The organism is Marisediminitalea oceani (genome assembly GCF_003731635.1).
GTDB lineage: Bacteria > Pseudomonadota > Gammaproteobacteria > Enterobacterales > Alteromonadaceae > Alteromonas > Alteromonas oceani.
This window is the reverse complement of record NZ_RCUA01000032.1, coordinates 92262-110745: the sequence shown is the minus strand read 5'-3', so window position 1 is coordinate 110745 and position 18484 is coordinate 92262. Positions and strand designations below refer to the sequence as shown.

Annotated in this window: 14 protein-coding genes and 1 pseudogene; 5 read left to right on the top strand and 10 right to left on the bottom strand. The window is 50.0% G+C overall.

What is annotated here, in order from left to right; all coding sequences use genetic code 11:
• Nucleotides 1-112: 112 nt before the first annotated feature.
• Nucleotides 113-454, bottom strand: coding sequence for a hypothetical protein (locus tag D9T21_RS09930; protein WP_123324798.1), 342 nt, complete (start codon nucleotides 452-454; stop codon nucleotides 113-115).
• Nucleotides 455-562: 108 nt separating this feature from the next.
• Between D9T21_RS09930 and D9T21_RS09925 the strand changes: the two genes are divergently transcribed.
• The 4 genes and pseudogenes from D9T21_RS09925 (at nucleotide 563) to D9T21_RS09910 (ending at nucleotide 3219) form a co-directional block, all read left to right on the top strand.
• The gene (locus tag D9T21_RS09925) at nucleotides 563-799 is read left to right on the top strand and encodes a helix-turn-helix domain-containing protein (protein ID WP_123324797.1); all 237 of its coding nucleotides are present in this window, start codon (nucleotides 563-565) and stop codon (nucleotides 797-799) included.
• Nucleotides 800-918: 119 nt separating this feature from the next.
• Nucleotides 919-1230 (top strand): annotated as a pseudogene (thyA, locus tag D9T21_RS09920) (thymidylate synthase); the annotation flags it as partial.
• A gap of 8 nt (nucleotides 1231-1238) precedes the next feature.
• Nucleotides 1239-2252, top strand: a complete 1014-nt coding sequence (locus tag D9T21_RS09915) for a response regulator (RefSeq protein WP_123324796.1) — start codon at nucleotides 1239-1241, stop codon at nucleotides 2250-2252.
• 19 nt (nucleotides 2253-2271) lie between these two features.
• On the top strand, nucleotides 2272-3219 hold the full coding sequence (locus D9T21_RS09910; RefSeq protein WP_123324944.1) for a GGDEF domain-containing protein: 948 nt from the start codon (nucleotides 2272-2274) through the stop codon (nucleotides 3217-3219).
• Nucleotides 3220-3230: 11 nt separating this feature from the next.
• Here the strand turns inward: D9T21_RS09910 and D9T21_RS09905 are convergent, their stop codons facing one another.
• The 5 genes from D9T21_RS09905 to rapA all read right to left on the bottom strand — a co-directional run bounded on the left by D9T21_RS09905 (nucleotide 3231) and on the right by rapA (nucleotide 9890).
• Nucleotides 3231-4574: an AmpG family muropeptide MFS transporter gene (locus D9T21_RS09905; RefSeq protein WP_123324795.1), complete on the bottom strand. Its 1344-nt coding sequence runs from the start codon at nucleotides 4572-4574 to the stop codon at nucleotides 3231-3233.
• A 295-nt stretch (nucleotides 4575-4869) separates the two neighbouring features.
• Nucleotides 4870-5193: a hypothetical protein gene (locus tag D9T21_RS09900; RefSeq protein ID WP_105935735.1), complete on the bottom strand. Its 324-nt coding sequence runs from the start codon at nucleotides 5191-5193 to the stop codon at nucleotides 4870-4872.
• Between the two features lie 243 nt (nucleotides 5194-5436).
• Nucleotides 5437-6279 carry a DUF3530 family protein gene (locus tag D9T21_RS09895; protein WP_123324794.1) on the bottom strand — a complete coding sequence of 281 codons (843 nt, stop codon included), beginning with the start codon at nucleotides 6277-6279 and terminating at the stop codon, nucleotides 5437-5439.
• Nucleotides 6280-6341: 62 nt separating this feature from the next.
• Entirely contained in the window at nucleotides 6342-7052 is a 711-nt protein-coding gene (gene rluA, locus D9T21_RS09890; protein WP_123324793.1) for a bifunctional tRNA pseudouridine(32) synthase/23S rRNA pseudouridine(746) synthase RluA, read from the bottom strand.
• A 15-nt stretch (nucleotides 7053-7067) separates the two neighbouring features.
• Entirely contained in the window at nucleotides 7068-9890 is a 2823-nt protein-coding gene (gene rapA, locus D9T21_RS09885; protein WP_123324792.1) for an RNA polymerase-associated protein RapA, read from the bottom strand.
• Nucleotides 9891-10186: 296 nt separating this feature from the next.
• Here rapA and D9T21_RS09880 point away from each other — a divergent pair, with 296 nt between their 5' ends.
• Nucleotides 10187-11584: a PhoH family protein gene (locus D9T21_RS09880; RefSeq protein WP_123324791.1), complete on the top strand. Its 1398-nt coding sequence runs from the start codon at nucleotides 10187-10189 to the stop codon at nucleotides 11582-11584.
• A gap of 148 nt (nucleotides 11585-11732) precedes the next feature.
• On the opposite strand, the gene D9T21_RS09875 is transcribed toward D9T21_RS09880, so the two are convergent.
• From D9T21_RS09875 to D9T21_RS09860, 4 genes are all read right to left on the bottom strand, one after another.
• Nucleotides 11733-13925 carry an ammonia-forming cytochrome c nitrite reductase subunit c552 gene (locus tag D9T21_RS09875; protein ID WP_123324790.1) on the bottom strand — a complete coding sequence of 731 codons (2193 nt, stop codon included), beginning with the start codon at nucleotides 13923-13925 and terminating at the stop codon, nucleotides 11733-11735.
• A 247-nt stretch (nucleotides 13926-14172) separates the two neighbouring features.
• The gene (locus D9T21_RS09870; protein WP_123324789.1) at nucleotides 14173-15147 is read right to left on the bottom strand and encodes a hypothetical protein; all 975 of its coding nucleotides are present in this window, start codon (nucleotides 15145-15147) and stop codon (nucleotides 14173-14175) included.
• Nucleotides 15148-15208: 61 nt separating this feature from the next.
• The gene (gene cysG / locus D9T21_RS09865) at nucleotides 15209-16606 is read right to left on the bottom strand and encodes a siroheme synthase CysG (RefSeq protein WP_123324788.1); all 1398 of its coding nucleotides are present in this window, start codon (nucleotides 16604-16606) and stop codon (nucleotides 15209-15211) included.
• A gap of 90 nt (nucleotides 16607-16696) precedes the next feature.
• Nucleotides 16697-18451, bottom strand: a complete 1755-nt coding sequence (locus D9T21_RS09860; protein WP_123324787.1) for a DEAD/DEAH box helicase — start codon at nucleotides 18449-18451, stop codon at nucleotides 16697-16699.
• Nucleotides 18452-18484 lie beyond the last annotated feature (33 nt).

The following is an 18484-nucleotide window of genomic DNA, read 5'->3' as shown; positions in this document are numbered from 1 at the left end:
TACTCATGTTTGTTTGGCGACTACAGAGTACCACCAACAGGCAGTTGATCTCTCCTCACCGTTTAACCATGAGTGGTGCACTTATTATCTGAATTCGGGACACCTGAATATCCTATTTGTTATCTTCGAAATAACGCTCATAGTTTTCAATGTAAACCGAGTTTATATAGTCCATGGTAAAGATTGGGGCTGAAATGTTTGGAGAGATATTCTGTTGAAAAATGCGATACAGACCATTTTTACCTTCTGCAACGTATGCCTGACAACAATAATTATAGTACGGCGCTACAAATAACAATTCACCTGTTTCAATTCGGTTGTGATTTTCCATTAATTGGAGAACACCATCGCGATACTCTTTATGTTCCAGAAGATTAGATAACATTGCTTGAGCGCCAACCTTCAAAAGCTCTCTAACATGTCCACTGTCAATATCATTCGTTAGTTCTTTCATTTCAATTGGTTGCTGATTATAAGGTTTATCGAAAGTCTATATCGTAGCAGATTACTTCCTACTTATCCCTATTTTGGAGACAAATGAAAAGGGCAACATAATGATTTGATGAACAAAACAATCAATAATCAACGGTACGTGTCATTAATAAAATGGCTGGTAGACGCCAGAAAAGAGCAAGGGCTGACGGTTCGCCAGTTCGCTGAACGCATTGATGAATCACATCAATTCGTCAACAAAGTTGAAACATTTCAACGTAAGCTAAATGTATATGAGTATGTGCAATATTGCGAGGCGCTTGGTTTAGAGCCAACTGAAGGACTCAGTTTTTTGAGAAAGAACTAGCGTCTAGTCCTTTTCTATAGAAATGGTTTCAGCTTTTACAATTTAACACTTCCACCTTTTATATTACTATGCTGCTTAGACTAAGAAGAAAGAGTTAAGTTATTGTGATTAATAATGTGTGCGAAGCGTTTGTTGATGTAACCCCCATTGTCACAAAACCGTTTAATATTGCCAGCTATGCCTTGCTTACTCTGATGGTTGCGCAAGTATGCGACCTCGAACCCGGTGAATTTATCCATACTCTGGGCGATGCCCATTTGTACCTTAACCATCTTGAGCAAACGGAGCTGCAGTTAAGTCGCGAGCCTTTTGCGCGCCCGACCATGCGGCTCAATCCAGAGGTGAAGGATATCTTTGGTTTCAGTATTGACGATTTCACTTTAGAAAATTATCAGTCGCATCCACACATTAAAGCGCCGGTGGCCATTTAAGGTGGGTTATGAGTAAAACCAATGTACTGATTTGCGACGATTCGGCCTTCGCCAGAAAGCAGATGGCCCGGGCCATTCCCGATGGCTGGGACGTGCTGCTGCATTTTGCCAAAGACGGTCAGGAAGCGCTGGAGATGATCCGCGCCGGAAAAGGCGATGTGATGTTCCTCGACCTGAATATGCCGGTGATGGATGGTTATGCCACCATGGAAGTCATCCGTCGGGAAGATCTACCTTGTCTGGTGATTACTGTATCCGGGGATGTGCAGCCTGAAGCGCGCACCCGTATGCTGGCCATGGGCGCATTAGATTTTATTCGTAAACCCATCGACAACCAAAAGCTTATTACTTTACTCAAGCAGTACGGCATTTACACCGGCGACGCCCGTTCAGAACAGCGAAAGCAACAAACCAGTCTGGCCGGCAGCAGCGACAGCGAAAAGCTGGATGCTTACCGGGAACTGGTTAATGTGGCCATGGGCCGCGCTGGTGAAAACCTCGCGCGCCAGTTGGGAGAGTTTATCGACTTACCCATTCCCAATGTGAACATCATTGAGAACAACGAGCTGCATATGGCTTTTGCTGAGGTGAATCGTAATGACAGTGTTTCGGCAGTGTCCAAAGGGTTTGTAAGTGCCGGTATCAACGGCGAGGCGCTGGTGATTTTCAACGATACTGACTTTGAAAATATCATTACGCTATTAAATTATGACCAGTTGTCGGCCGCGCCAGCGCAGCTTGAAGCGCTGATGGATATTTCTAATATTCTCATTGGTGCCTGCCTTAACGCCCTGTCTGATCAGCTTAACGTTACCTTTAGCCACTCGTCACCGATTATTCTGGGGCGCAACCGTGAGCTGGAAAGTTTGTTGGCGAATACCAAACAACGCTGGAATCGTATTATGGCGGTGGAAATTGGTTACGGCATTAAACAGCGCGGCATTCATTTTGAGTTGCTGTTGCTGTTCCCGGATACCTCCATGGAGCGTATTTATTCACGACTGGTAGATATTGAGGACTAATGCCGTGAACACTGATGTAATGGAAGAACTTAGCCGCCAGCATTGGTTACATGACTTACTGAGCTCACTCGAAGTGGGTATCGTGGTGCTCGACCGCGACTTTAAGGTGGAAGTGTGGAACCAGTTTATGGAAAACCACAGTAACCTGCGGCCCAGCCAAATTGTTGGTAAGTCGCTTTTCCAGCACTTTCCGGAGATTGAGCAGGACTGGTTGATGCTAAAAGCAGAGCCTGTGTTTAACCTCAAATCCCCGGTGTTTCTGATTTGGGAGCAGCGCCCTTACTTGTTTAAGTTTGGCTGTAACCGGCCCATTACCTCCGAACTGGACGTCATGTATCAAAACGTGACCCTGTTTCCTCTGTCATCGCTCACCGGTAAGGTTGAGCGCATGTGTATGCTGGTGTATGACGTAACAGACCAGGCCAGCAGCCGGCTGAATATTGAAGGCCTGAATAATCAGCTTACCGAAATGAGCCGTGTGGACGGACTCACCCAGTTGTATAACCGCCGCTACTGGCAGGAACGGTTTCAGAGTCTGTATCGGCTGGCAAAACGCCGTGAATCGGCCAATACCGCTGTGATGCTTGATATTGACCACTTTAAGTCGGTTAACGATAACTATGGCCATCAGGCCGGCGATAAAGTGATTCAGACCCTCGCGCAAATCATTAAGAAGCAGACCCGGGAAACCGACCTGGCCGGTCGTTATGGTGGTGAGGAATTTGCCATTATCTTAGCCGATGCCAGTGGCGATGGGGCGATGCAGGTGGCGGAGCGGATCCGCAAGGCGGCTGAGGCAACTGAAGTCACCCATGATGGCCAGTCTATCAGGTTTACCGTAAGTCTGGGTCTGGCGGAATTCTCCTCTGCCTTTGCTAATGAGATGCAATGGCTGGATATTGCCGACCAGGCGCTCTATGAAGCCAAGGAAAACGGCCGTAATCAGGCTATTCTGCGGGCCAAATAATTTGCCCTCAACTATCCGGCAGAGTTGCCTTTTTCAATCGCCGTAATGTTATGCCTCAGCCGGTACAGAATGACCAGGCTGGGGATAACCATCAGGGCGGTGAGAACAAAAAACAGCGCCCAGTTACCGCCCATTGCATCCACCAGAATACCGCTTGCCGATGCCAGTAAGGTGCGGCTGGCGACACTCAAAGACGCCATCAGGGCATACTGTGTGGCCGAAAACGCCCGGTTACATAACAAGGATATAAAGGCTACCATGGCTACGGTGCTCCATGCTGAAGTAAAGCCATCCAGCACAATGGTGACCACAAACCAGCCCTTATGCGGGCCAATTTCCGCCATCCAGGCGAACATCAGGTTACTGGCCGCCATGGCAATGCCAGCAATAAACAGACCGCGGAAAATACCGTAGCGGATATTCACCAGTCCGCCGATAATGGAGAACACAATGGTGACCCACCAGTTGAGCAATTTTGAATAAGTGCCAATATCACTGTTGCTGAAACCTATCTCTTTGTAAAACACAATGCTCATCCGGCCAAGAAACGCTTCGCCAATTTTAAACAAAAATACAAACAGCAGGATCTGCAGTGCGAGTTTTACCCCGTTGCGGCTGAAAAATTCCCGGAACGGCTCGACCAGGCTGACTAACAACCAGCTTGAGATCTTACCGAAAAGACTGTCGCCAGCACTAAGTAATGCCTGGTAGCGCTCAGTGGCGGCATCCAGCATAGCTTGTCGGTTTACGTCTGGCTCTTTAGCCACCACCAACGTAGCCATCAGGCATAACGTCATAATCGCAGCCAACAATAAATAAATATGTTGCCATTCCCAGCCGGGCAAATCGGCCACCAAAAACGGTATCGCGCCGAGCCCGCCGTAGCCTGTCCACCATCCGGCTGTTGCCAACGAGGAAGCTGCCGACATGGCGTCAGTCTCGTGTTGAGCGATGGTGTCTATTCTGAAGGCATCAATGGCAATATCCTGAGTGGCCGAACTTAATGCGATAATAAAACCACACAGGGCAATCTGATACAGCGAGCTTTGGGCATCTAGGGTCGACATCCACACACAGCAACCAATGATCAGCAACTGCATTTGCCCTATCCAGCCACGGCGTTGACCAAGCGCCAGCGGTTTAATACGATCGAGTAACGGCGCCCATAAAAAGTTAAAGGAATAAACGGCAAAAATAGCGCCAAACAATCCAATGGCTGAGCGTGACAAGGATTCATCTTTAAGCCAGGCGGAGAGCACTGAGCCGATCATGACCCAGGGAAAACCACTGGCAATGCCAAAAACAAATATACTGAATAAGCGCTTGTCGCGGAAAATGGCCAGAGATGTGCGCACTAAGAAAGACTCTTTTTAACTATTGTTATGCGCTTATTGGATCACGTATAGCCTGTGGCTGCAAGTAATACCAATCCGCATAGTAGCTCGCCCTCAGGGAATTGCCCAAAGGGAGTGGCCAAAACGGCTTACCTCTGTGTTGCGTCCTCTGGACATAGAATGACTATGCCGCAGAGAACGCGTCGTGATCTAAGTCGTTTTCGTCTAGCCCTCAGGGATCACTCTGAGAGAGTAAACTACTATGCGGATTGGTATACCAGTCTGGCTAAAGAAAAGGCGAGCGCTACCGCTCGCGTTAGGGACGGATACCGATGCAATCCATGGGGTACACCGACTCGCCTTTAAGGTAAGCCACGCAATGGGTTAATTCTTCGCGTAAGATTTCGTCGTCGGTAAGCTGATCTTCGCGCCAGTAGTGTATTTGGTGCAATAAGTGCCAAAAGACGCGTTCTTTGTGAGTGCTCGGTTCCAGATCGTCGCTGCGATAGAGAGACCACTCCTCTAGAGTGTCCCAGAAAAAATAATTGAGTTCCTGATAATTCAGGGTGCCCTGCCAGAAAGCGCGCAAATAAAAACACAGCTGACGGGATTTTTCCTCAATGAATTGACTGATACTCACGCTGGCAATCCGCTAAAAAAACCTAAACGAAGTATAGCCCAAAATTCTGAAGTCACCGGTAGAATTGCAAAAATGCGACGAGTTGCAGTACACCCCCGTATGTCTTGGCATATCTTATCTGGCGAGGGCTGTAAGAGAATTATCGGTCTTAATTATTCGTGGTTATAGAAGCGCTTTCAGTCGATTCTGAAGCCATTGAGACTTCAGTAGTTTACGTATCAAAGCGAGAAACCTGATGGTTTACTACCAGCCGAGATAACGTAACCAACTGTAAATCTCGGTGCCTAACCAGGCACTGCCCGGCCGGGGCAGTCGGTCACCCGCACCGCCATAACTTTGCTGCGCTGTAAACGTGCGTTGACGATAAAGCTGCTTTAAACTCATCGCTACGGCATTCCTGCGCTGCTCAACAGTGGCAGATTGCCATTGGCTCAGCGACGGCAAACTAATATCCAGCACCGGGTAGCTGCTTTGTGCCAGCATTTCGGCCAGCGCATTGTTTTGAGTTCTGGCCGGCCAGAAAGCGCCAACGCTCACCAGCGTATCCGGTGCACTGACCAGGCCGTTGTGGATAGCGTCGAGTAACACCGCGCTGGTCATGCCTTCGGCGGTAATAAACGTATACCCTTTAAACTGGTTGGCATGGGTGTAGGCGGCGTTAATCAAGCCGATAATTTGCAGCCGGTAAGCATCATAGTTTACCGGCGCCGTTAGCAGATTAGCCACGGGTTTATCACTGGTTACCGATGCCGGCTGGGTAGCCTCGGCCTGATTAAAGTCGGTGGGAATAAGCAAGGTGCGCCAGCCTTTTTCACCCAGGCTCTCGGCCAGTACCAATCCGGTATCCAGATTGATCGATTGTGACTGGAGGGATACCAGGATAATGGCAGTACCGCGCACCAGTGGGACGCTCGGTTGGATCTCAAGGGCCGGAATTTGCTGGTCGGCTACGGCGAGCGTCAGTAAATCCTCGTCATGAAAATAATGGGTCAGATCGTCCAGTGTCAGCGCCGTTACCGGGCGACTGTAAACCACCAGTAAAAGCAGGATACAAGCAACGCTGATGATGGCAAAGAGGCGATTCATGACTAAATTAAGCGGGTCCGGACAAACACTAATAGTAGGTTATCGGCTATGATCCGCAAACATTAAGCGCCCGGCGATACTTCTGAAAAAACATCCGGTTGGTAGTGACCAAATGGGAGGGGCGCACTGAACTGCATGCGTTTACCGCTCGTCGGGTGGGTAAATGATAATGTCTCTGCGTGCAATTGTAACCGCGGCGCGCTGGCAATCACTGAGGGTGTGCCATACAGGCGATCGCCTAAGATGGGGTGGCCCAGTTCAAGCATATGGACCCGCAACTGATGGGAGCGACCGGTTATCGGGATAAGTGCCACGAGCGCTTCGGTAGCATCCTGTTGCACTACTTTATAATGGGTGAGCGCAGGCTTGCCAGACTCAAAGTCGACTTTTTGTTTGGGCCGGTTGGGCCAGTCACAGATGAGCGGTAAATCTACCGAGCCTGACGATTGAGCGGGCACGCCGGCTATCCTGGCGAAGTAACGCTTGGCGGTCTGGCGCAGCTCAAATTGCCGCGAAAGCTGGCGATGGCTGTCTTTGTGCTGAGCCACCACCATAACCCCGGAAGTGGCCATATCCAACCGGTGTACGATCCTCGCATCAGGGTAAACCCGTTGAATACGGGTAATGAGCGAATCCCGGTGTTCCGGAGCTTTGCCCGGCACACTGAGCAGGCCGCTGGGCTTGTTAACCACAATCACATCGTCATCATGATACAACAAGCTTAAGTAGGGATTCTGTGGCGGTTGATAAACAAATTCCGGGTTGGCACTCATTCTAATTCGCTAACCTTAAGGATTGTTTACCAGTACCCGTACGGCGTCGAGCTGCACGTCACTTTCCTGCAGCACCTTGGTTAACGCTGCCATCTGAATTTCGATAAACTCGATTTCGCTGTCACGGATAGCCGGGTTCTGCTGCTGCAAATCTTTCAGGCGTTGTACTTCTCCGCCCAGGGTGGTTTGCATAGCATCCATAGCTTCGCCGAGAACGTGATTTGCCTGTTTATGGGCCAGCTCGCGGGCATGCTGTAAATGCTGTTGCAACTGCGGCGTAAGTGCCTGTACTAACTGTGTTGCTACCTTGCGGCCGAGAGGACGATGGGCAGTGGTATCAAGATCCGACGGCTGACTCTTGGCATCCAGACACAAGCGGATTGGCGTAGGCGGCAGGAAGCGCTCCAACTGCAGTGCCGCAGGCGCTTTAGCCGACAACACAAACAGGGTTTCCAGATAATACGCGCCTTTAGGCTGGCTGGTATCGGCCACAAACCCCACGCTGCTCTTACCGTAAATGTCGGTCATCACCATTTCCATGGCATGATGAATAAGCGGATGATCCCAGGTTAAAAAGTGCACGTTTTCCAGTGTGGTTGCGGTGCGACGACGGTAGGTGACCGTCATCCCCTCCGGGTCCAGACCCGGCAGGTGGCCAATCATGGACTCGCTGGGGCGCAGGATAAAACAGTCCTGGCCTTTTTCTTCCTGTTGAATGCCAATGGCATCAAACAGTCGGCCAGCAAATTTAGGTAACTCGCTGGCACTGTCCTGGGCGACGATCTGCTCCAATAGCGTATCGACCCGGCCCACACCGGCAGCGTTTAATTCCAGCAGTTTGTCGCGTCCGGCATCCAGTTTGGCTTTGAGCTCGGCGTTAAGCTGTTGGCTTTGCTCAATCAGTTCCTGCTGCAGCTCAGTGTCAAACGGAGTAAGGCAGTTCATTACCAGGGTTTCTTCTACCGTGTCGAACACTTTACCGCCGGTAGGGCAGGTTTGTTCAAAGGCATTCAGGCCTTCGTGGTACCACTTTAACAATACTGACTGAGCAGACTCTTCAATTACTGGTACGTGGATTTGGATATCCTGGGTCTGGCCAATCCGGTCGAGTCGGCCAATACGCTGTTCCAGAAGATCGGGCGTGAGCGGTAAATCAAACAGCACCAAATGATGGGCGAACTGAAAGTTACGGCCTTCACTACCAATTTCACTGCACAGCAGGATTTGCGCACCGTCTTCCGGATCGGCAAAGTAGTGGGCGGCTTTATCACGCTCCACAATACTCATGCCTTCGTGAAACACGGCCTGACGAATACCGGTACGCACACGGATCAGCTCAGCTAATTGCTGGGCGGTGGCGGCACTGGCACAGATCAACAGTACTTTTTCTGGTTTGATGTCGGGTAACAGGTTTAACAGCCATTCCACCCGTGGATCGGCATCCAGCCAGACATCAATAAGTGCCGGCTGACGCTCCGGGTACAGAGCTTCGGTTAAAGAGGTAATCTCGTCATTCTCATAAAGCTCAGGTTTAGGCAGCGGATAAGCATGCAAATGACGCGACGGAAAGCCTTCTATCGCGGCACGGCGGTTACGGAATAATAAGCGGCCGGTACCGTGGCAATCGATAAGCTGATGCAAAATGGCATCTCGGTTTTCGTTACTGCTTAAATCATCAAACTGCGCCATGATCTCAGGCGCAAGTGCGGTTAACTGAGCGGTTTGCTCGGCGCTTAATTCATCGCCTTCGATAAGCGGTGCTACCGCTTCTGCCAACTGCGTATACTGAGACTCTTCTTTTAAAAACGCCGGGTAATCATAAAAACGCGCAGGGTCCAGCAAACGCAGGCGGGCAAAGTGACTTTCGTGACCCAGTTGATCCGGCGTAGCGGTAAGCAGTAATACACCCGGTGTGGCTTCAGCCAGTTTTTCAATGGTTTGATATTCCAGTGACGGCTCATCGGCAGACCAGGCCAGGTGATGAGCTTCATCGACCACCAGTAAGTCCCAGGACGTATCCTGGATCTGCTGCTGACGTTTAGGATTGCTGGTCAGCCAGTTAAGACCACACAGGATGAGCTGGTCGTTATCAAAGGGGTTATCGCTCTCATCTTCCAGTGCCACGCAGCGGCTTTCGTCATAAATAGCAAAGGCGAGGTTAACCCGGCGCAGCATTTCAACCAGCCATTGATGCAGCAGGGTATCTGGTACCACAATTAATACCCGCGACGCACGACCGGTAAGAATTTGCTGGTGGATAATAAGCGCTGCCTCAATGGTTTTACCCAGGCCAACCTCATCAGCCAGCAGTACCCGTGGGGCATAGCGACGACCCACTTCAGAAGCGATGTGCAACTGGTGAGGAATCAGCTCGATACGAGCGCCCACCAGACCTATGGTGTCGGACTTAGCGTGAGCATGTTCATTGGTTAGTGAGCCATGGCGCAAGTCAAACCACTTAGGGTGGTCGAACTGGTAGTTAAATAACCGTTTCTCAGGCTGATTTAAACGAATATGGTGATCGAGGTTGGGTTCGGCCAGCGTGGTAGCCTGTTTGGTATCTTCGCGTACACCATGATAAATCAGCACACCCTGTTGCTCGGTGATCGACTCAACACACAAACTCCAGCCTTCCTGCGATTTCACCATTTCACCTTCGGTAAACGTGAGGCGCGTGAGTGGCGCATCGGCTTTGGTGTAAATGCGGCTTTCTTCGGTGGCTGGATACAACACCTCTATGGAACGGAAATCCACGCGAATAATCGCGCCCAGGCCCAGTTCTGTTTCGGTGTTACTCAGCCAGCGCTGACCAATGGCAAATTGTGTGTCGGTACTCATATTAAACTACTCCGCGATAACCGGGGGGCGTATTGTACTGATCCCCGCCTTAGCTGTCTTGCTCAATATAGCAATCAGCTGCAATCTTGTCGTACCTGATGAACAGGCAACCAGGTGATAAAAATTAATTTGCCTAAAAATGCCAAAAAAAAGTGAATAGTTTTAAAAACTGGATTATGGTGGAGTTGATGGTCGATGTGATGCGGAGTGTCAGTCGGCTTGTAACTCCGTGTACATCGGCTCGTAATAGCACGTCGACAATAAGACGAGCTTGGTCATGTTCATTGGAGTAACGGATGCCAAGAAAAAGCAATGCAGACACCAGAATATATGTCCTAGATACCAATATCCTGCTACACGAACCCCTCGCGTTCCTCTCTTTTAAAGAAAATGATGTTGTGGTGCCCATGACGGTACTGGAAGAGCTGGATTATATAAAAGACAGCAAGAAAGACGTTGCCCGTGATGCCAGGGTCTGTATTCGCGCCATGGAAGATTTATTGCGTGATGCGACGCCCGAAGACATGCTGGCTGGCGTGCCATTAAGTGGATTCGGCGCTGGTGATAACCGACCGACCGGGACGTTATCGATTTATGCTGATTTAAATATGACCGAGTCACAGCAGATTTTTGCCAGTGACGAAAATGACAACCGTATCATTAATGTTGCATTGCATTTGCAAACGATGTTCGCTTCGCAGGAAGTGGTGCTGGTCACCAAAGACATTAATATGCGCCTCAAAGCCAAAGGGGCCGGGCTTGCTCATGTTGAGGATTACCGTACCGATCAGCTGATTTCAGACATTAAATATCTGACCCGAGGCTACCACCAGTTTGAGGGGGACTTTTGGGAGCGCGTAAAATCGGTAGACAGTCGCTCAGAAGGGCGAGACACCATTCACACCGTACCGCGCTCGTTATTACCCGAAGCATACATTAACGAGTTTTTACTCGACGAAAGTAATCAGTTTGCTGGCCTGGTGGAATCCATGGACAGCGACCAGATGGAAATTCTCGATCTCGGTTATGAGCGTCTGATGTCGCGCCATGCGTGGGGAATTAACCCGAAAAATATTGGCCAGGCAATGGCTCTGCATTCCTTACTCGACCCGCATATCGATCTGGTGATCCTTACCGGCCCGGCAGGTAGTGGTAAAACGCTGCTGGCATTAGCCGCTGCACTGGAGATGGTGGTAGAGCGGAACATGTACGATAAGATTATCGTTACCCGTAATACCCCGGAAATCGCTGAATCCATCGGCTTTTTACCTGGTACCGAAGAAGAGAAAATGGCGCCCTGGCTGGCGGCGATTACCGACTCCCTGGAAGTGCTGCATAAACACGACGAAAACACCAAAGGCTCCATGAGTTACATTATGGAGAAAGCCAATATTCAGTTTAAGTCGGTTAACTTTATGCGCGGGCGGAGTATCCAGAACTCCATTGTGATCCTGGACGAGTCGCAAAACCTCACAGCATCGCAGCTTAAAACAATCATTACCCGTTGTGGTGAAGGCACCAAGCTGATTTGTAGCGGTAACCTGGCGCAGATAGACAGTAACTATTTAAGCGCTGTGACCTCGGGCTTAACCTACCTGGTGGAGAAGTTTAAAGACTTCTCGGGCAGCGCCACCATTAACCTTGATGGTGTGGTGCGTTCGCGTCTGGCAGATTTTGCCGAGCATCACCTGTAAGCTCAATACTGCTATCCCGGTCTCGCTCTGCGAGGGCCGGGACAGGCGGAGTAACGGAAATAATTATCGTCCGTCAGTAGCGCTGAATTATGCAACTCACCAACAAATTGTCAGTGAAATTCAGCAAGGCAAGCAGTCACTGCAACTCTTAGTTAAGCAATCTCTGTAACTGCTTATAAGTGGCGTCATTGGGATAGTACTCACCCAATGCTTTTACTGCGGTTTTCAAAGCGGTTACATCTCTCAGCTGGTAAGCATATTTTGCCCGGGTGACTAATATATCGTAATTGCCTGGCCAGCGAGTGTCAGCTTCGGTCAGAACAGTTATGGCGTCCTTTCGATAATTGAGTTGCCATAACGCTACTGCATTCACAAAGGCATATCTTGGTATGGCTTCAGTTGAGTTTGCTGCCTTAGTGAGATGGGGAAGCGCTTGCTGGTAGGCCTTGTCGCGAATTTTCTGTAGTCCGTATGAGAACTGTACCGCAGCCATATCACTGCCATATCGCAGGGCGAGCTCCAACTGCCTACGGGCTTTATCTTCGTTACCAAAACTGCGTAGAAAGTCCGAATAACTCAGTAAGGAGGGGATATGCTGAGGATCTATTCGCAATGCCAGTTCATAGAGCTTTATTGCATCGGGAATTTGCTGTTGGAGCGAGGCAATCCTAGCTAAACCTAGGTTTGCGCCAGGGTGATCCTGGCTATCACGCAATATTTGTTGGTACTCCTCCAGCAACGCGGTCAGTTGAGGTGCCCTTGAAAACCATTGGGGTCTTAGCGATAAAAGCGTACTGGCTACTTCCGCTCGCACCGATATGATCGGGTCCTGACTTAATTTAAGTAAGAGTTGATACTGACTGGCTTCGGGTAAACTCGCGGCTGCACGCGCAGCACTTTGTCTGATAATGGGATCGTCGTCATCAGTCATGCGGGAAACCTTTTCGAGCATGCGTTGGGGCGCAATAACAACCATTTTCTCGACCAGCGCGGCCTCTTCCAGTGAGGGAAGTTTATCTTCGTTCAACAGGTTACTGGCGGCATTCACTGCGGTGACATCCAGAGCTGATAAGCGCTGGTTTAAGGCTGCCCACTCGCCAAGGGTGTCTGGAGACGCGCCCTGTCGTTTTGGCCAGGCTTTAAGAGCGTTTGTCAACCATCCTTCGGATGCATCTCCATGGCAGGTTTTACAGGGCGAGCTGCTATTCGGGTGTTTAGGGCTGGGGCGGTGGAATCGGTGGTCGCGACGCGCATCAACGCCCATATAGACACGTTCTGGCATATGGCAATCAAGGCAATCAGCTCCTTCATGTCCATTAGTATGTTCAGGTGCTGCAAAAACGGTTGGTGCATGGCAGGTACTGCATAGCTGGGCGCCGGGTAAAAGTGTTTTACCAGTGTGAGGATCATGACAATTTGTGCAGGTTACTCCGGCTTCAGCCATTTTACTTTGTAGAAATGACCCCAAAACAAACACCTCTTCACGAATTTGTCCGTCACTAAAATACAGTGGCTCATCCAGTCCTTCCAATTGAAATTGCTGGTGATAGGGCTCAGTGCCGGAGAGCTCCTTTAGCTCAGACCGGCGGCTATGACAAGCTCCGCAGGTGTCCAGTGCCAGTGAAGGACCTTGCGGCGACTGCTGCGGGCGAGCGATAGGATCGCCATCATTAAAATGAAAGACAAGTTTTTCACCCAGGTCTTTTAAGCCGGTCTTATCAGAAGAATAGGTTTTGTCAGTAATACTCTGTATATGCTCCTGACCTGGGCCATGGCAACTTTCACAGGCAACGTTTACGTCTGTCCAGGTGGAATGATACTGATTGGTTTCGCTGTTAAATTGTTTTTCAAAATCGGTAGTATGACAGGCGGCACAGCGGCTGTTCCAATTTTGATAATACCCGGTCCAGAAAAAGGGATGCTCAGGATCCGTTACACTTTCATCTTGCAGTTGATACCACCTTTGCCCGCCTTCCGATCGGGGGCGGGTATCCCAGGCAACGTCAAACGCCTGTAAACGGCCTGGCTCGGTTTCCAGTAAATATTGTTGTAGCGGGCGGTAACCGAAGACATAGCGAACAGGGTAAGTCTGTTGCTTGCCCTGTTGGTTGAAAGTTTCGATAAAATATTGCCCGTCTTGCACAAAGAACCGCGAAGTGCGTTTGCCAAAGGTGTACTTAGTACCTGAGAAATCCCCCAGCACCACGTTTTCATCAGCACGCTGCATGCTTTGATAATGATCGGAGCTCAGCCATGCATCGCCCTGGGCTTTATGACAAGCAATACAGGCCTCAGCGCCTGCATAATTTTCGCTGGCATAGACAGAAGAATGACCGCTCACAAAAGAGAGGGCGATTGCCAGAACGAGCCAGCAAATTAGCGGTTTAATAGCAGACTCCGGGAGCTTACTCTGGACACAAACGGGAGGTCTTTATTACATTTATCAAACTGATTTTCAACTGGTTTGATACTGGCTGCATGCGCTATTTTAAGGTAGTAATCTTTGCTCCGACGTTCGGGTGAACTCAAGAGTAACCGTTTTCACGTTTGGTAAGATCCCTGTTTTTAATCGGGATTAAATCACCAGCCTACTGTTGCCTGGCTAACGCAGGCGGAATAACTTCAAGTGTGTACTGTTGAGAGGCGATTTCCTGCTTGGTGGATTTGCTGACTTCACCGAGCTTCATCTGCGCCGGACCGGTTGGGTCAAGCAGAATAAACGGCATGCCGTCTATCATCATTGTGGTGTCTTTTGTGAGTGGTGTCATGGCGATAGCCAGTAAAGCATGGTTGCGTAACAGCACGAGTCGCATAGAGTTATTCGGCAGAAAAGCTCTTATTAAAGACGCAGTGAGTACTGACTTACTATCGCAATCACCAAGATTCTGATTAAGCACCGCCAGCGGCGGTGAAAAACCTGAGCCGTTGCTGGAAACCCGGTTAGTCAGCTCATCGTAGGGGATGGTCTGTGCCCAGCTAAGCAGCAAATTAAGGTAAGAGCGCGCATTGGATTGCTCATCAACAATATCATACAGCGACTGGGCTAACGGGATCAGCGGCAGGGTGCTTTCTTCAATGTAGCGAATATGGTTGGGTTTAATGGCTTCCTGTAACAGCGGCGTTTTATACTGCTGAAAATAACGCTCGGTCAGGTAGTTATCTAAGGCGGTTTCCTGAGTTTCCTTTAATTCAGTGGTCAGCTCGTCCAGGCGTTTTTCATTTTTACCGCTTAGACTAAACTCAAGTGAATCATGCCGGTTAATCAGTTTAAAACGAGCCTCCCGGGGATCAATATCCCGCGCAGCTTTGAGCAACTCTATCTCGACTGCCCTGAGTGCCAGTTGAGGATTATAGTTAACCTGCTGAACTGGTAACTGCCGGCTGCTGTCGTCGGGCAATAAAAATGAAATTTTACGGGGTTTGCTATCGTGATCGAGCCAGGCAAAGGTGTACTGGGTTCCTTCTGCTGTGGCTGAACGGCGATATGCGGTTTGCTCTGCCAGAGCAACATTGAGCAAGCTGTAAAGCAGGGAGAAGCAACCAATAAAGCTGAGATATTTCATTGCGCGCAATTTAGCAGAGTCATTCTTTAAGTGTAGCGCAATTTTTCAGCTTATGAGCAGCCTAAGCAGGCTGGCCCGGCTCAAACCAGTTGAGTTGTTTATGCAGGCTAACTACGCCACCCACGATGATAAGTGCTGGAGGTGCTATTTCACCCAGTTGCGGATGGTCAGGCATATCGGCCAGTGTTCCGGTGAGCACCTTTTGCTGGTGGGTTGTTGCCGATTGCACCAACGCGATAGGTGTTGAGGCGGCTAAGCCATGTTTGATCAGCTGTTCACAGATAATCGGCAAGCCGGTTAAGCCCATATAAAACACTGCGGTCTGATTTGGCTGCGCCAGCGAAGGCCAGTTTAAATCGATGGTGTTATTCTTTAGATGGCCGGTGGCAAATACCACAGACTGCGCGTGATCGCGGTGCGTAAGTGGAATTCCTGCGTAACTGCCTGCACCGGCAGCAGCGGTAATTCCTGGTACCACCTGGAAGGAAATGCCTTCTTCTATCAGGCGTTGGATCTCTTCGCCACCACGACCAAAGATAAAGGGATCGCCGCCTTTAAGACGTACAACCCGGTTACCTTCTTTAGCATATTTCACTAATAGCTGATTGATATCGTCCTGAGGAACGGTATGAATGCTTTTGGCTTTGCCTACGTATACCTTTTCGGCGTCGCGACGCACCAGTTCCAGGATTTGCGGCGATACCAGGCGGTCGTAGACCACCACATCGGCCTTTTGCATCAGGCGTAATGCGCGAAAGGTCAGCAAATCCGGATCGCCCGGGCCGGCACCAACTAAATAAACCTGACCTTCGGTTTGTTTGTTTTCAGCGGCAGCCGCGAGAGCCGCCTCAAACTTTTGCTCGGCTTTTTCGTTATTTCCTTGGGTGACTTCTTCGGCGATGTCACCGTCGAGCACCGACTCCCAGAAATAACGGCGGGCAGTGACCGATGCCAGTGATGATTTGACCTTATTTCTGAAACGTTCAGAAAAAGCGCCCAGCTTGCTGATATTGGCAGGTATCAACGATTCCAGCTTCTGGCGCATATAACGCAGCAGAACCGGCGCATGACCGCCACTGCTCATGGCAATGACAATAGGGGAGCGATCAATAATTGAGGGGGTAATAAACCCGCACAAAGGCGTGTTATCAACAACGTTTACCAGTAAACCACGAGCCGTGGCTTCGGCATGGATTTCAGCATTTAACGCTTCGTCGCTGGTGGCAACAAACACCACTCTGACATGGTCGAGATCTGAGGTTTCAAAGGGACGTTGATGAAGGGAAACCTGTGCCGAGCTGGCCAGATGCCTGACCGTGCCACAGATTTCAGGTGCTACCACTGTTACCTGAGCTTCGCTTTTCAGTAATAGTTCGAGCTTGCGAGCAGCCACTTCACCCGCCCCCACTATCAGGCAGGGCAGGTTCTGTGTATCAATAAATAACGGGAAGTAGCGCATATCAAACTCTCAGTGTTTCCAATTGCAGCTAGTGTGCCCCGTTTTTTATATTGTTCAAACGAATAAAAAAGAATTTTTTAGACGTTAACGTTATTTACCGCGAGGTTTGCCTCTGCCTGCCCCAGGACCTTTACCTTTGCCTTTTGCTGGTGGTTTATCAGACCATTCGCGAAGGGCCAGACGCTGGCCTGCAACGCGGGTGCCCTGTAAGGTTTGGCGGGTGTCTGCCGGCATTCCTTCCGGTAAATCTACGGTACTGAAATTATCATATATTTCGATAGCGCCAATGTGTTTGCTGTCGATATTGGCTTCGTTAGCAATGGCGCCTACGATATTACCGGGCTTAACACCATGAACATGTCCCACCTCGATGCGGAAGCGTTGCTTACCTTCATCCGGGCGACGACTATCGCGAGGAGACTTGCGGCGGGCATCGCGGCCTTTGCCACCATCACGGTCGCGGCGGTTATTACTGTCGAAATCACGGTCACGACGGGGCTTGCTGTGCAGGTCCGGGCGGTCTGATTCTTTCAGCAGTAACGGCTCGTCACCCTGGGCGATTTTTACCAGTGCGGCCAGCAGTACTTCCGGGCTGGCTTCAATCTCTTCGCGCAGCATATCCACGATTGGCATCAGGTTTTCAATGCTGTCGTCCTTGGTTGCCTCGGAGATGCTTTGTTTAAAGTTGCTCAGGCGCGTTTCGTTTAGCTCAGTGATCGACGGAATCGGCATAGCTTCGATGGTCTGGCGGGTCGCCCGTTCAATCGATTGCAGCATGCGCTTTTCGCGGTGAGAGATAAACAGAATAGCATCACCGGTTCTTCCGGCACGGCCGGTACGACCGATACGGTGTACATAACTTTCTGTGTCGTACGGTACGTCAAAGTTAATAACGTGGCTAACACGTTCAACGTCAAGGCCACGGGCTACCACGTCGGTGGCAACAAGAATATCAATCTTGCCTTGCTTCAGACGATCAACTGTACGCTCCCGGGCATTCTGCGGGATATCGCCGTTCAACGGCTCTACATCATATCCACGTGCGGCCAGTTTTTCTGATAATTCCAGTGTTGCGGTTTTGGTGCGCACAAAGATGATGACCCCGTCAAAGGGCTCAACTTCCATAATACGCGTCAGTGCTTCCAGCTTGTGGTGGCCGGCAACCTGGCAGTAACGCTGGCGAATAGTGCTGGCGGTACTTACCTTGGAGGCGATTTTGACATGCTTGGGATCTTTTAAATAACGCTCGGTTATTTTTTTGATCGGTCCTGGCATTGTTGCTGAGAACAACGCCGTCTGACGCTCTGCCGGAGCATGGCTTAAAATAAGTTCAACGTCGTCGATAAAGCCCATGCGGAGCATTTCATCGGCTTCGTCTAACACCAAAAATTTCAGCTGGTCGAGTTTAAGCGTGCCGCGTTTAATGTGATCGATAACCCGACCCGGGGTACCTACAACAACCTGCACGCCGCGCTTTAACTGGCGGATCTGGTTATCGTATGACTGACCACCGTAAACCGGTAGTACGCGGATTTTTTTAGAAAAACTGGCATACGCCTGAAAGGCTTCAGCCACCTGAATTGCCAGTTCGCGGGTTGGTGCAAGTACCAGCAGTTGCGGGTAGTTGCCTTCGATGTCCAGATTAGCCAGCATTGGCAGTGCGAATGCTGCAGTTTTACCTGTACCGGTTTGCGCCTGACCCAACAGATCGTGTCCGTCCAGTAATAACGGAATACTTTCCGCCTGAATTGGCGACGGTTTCTCGTAGCCAACTTTCTCTAGGGCTTGTAAGATAGGCTGCGGAAGATTAAGGTCTGTGAAGGTCAGTTCGACATTTGTGGTCATTAAATTACGGATCCTGAATAACTCGGATGGGGC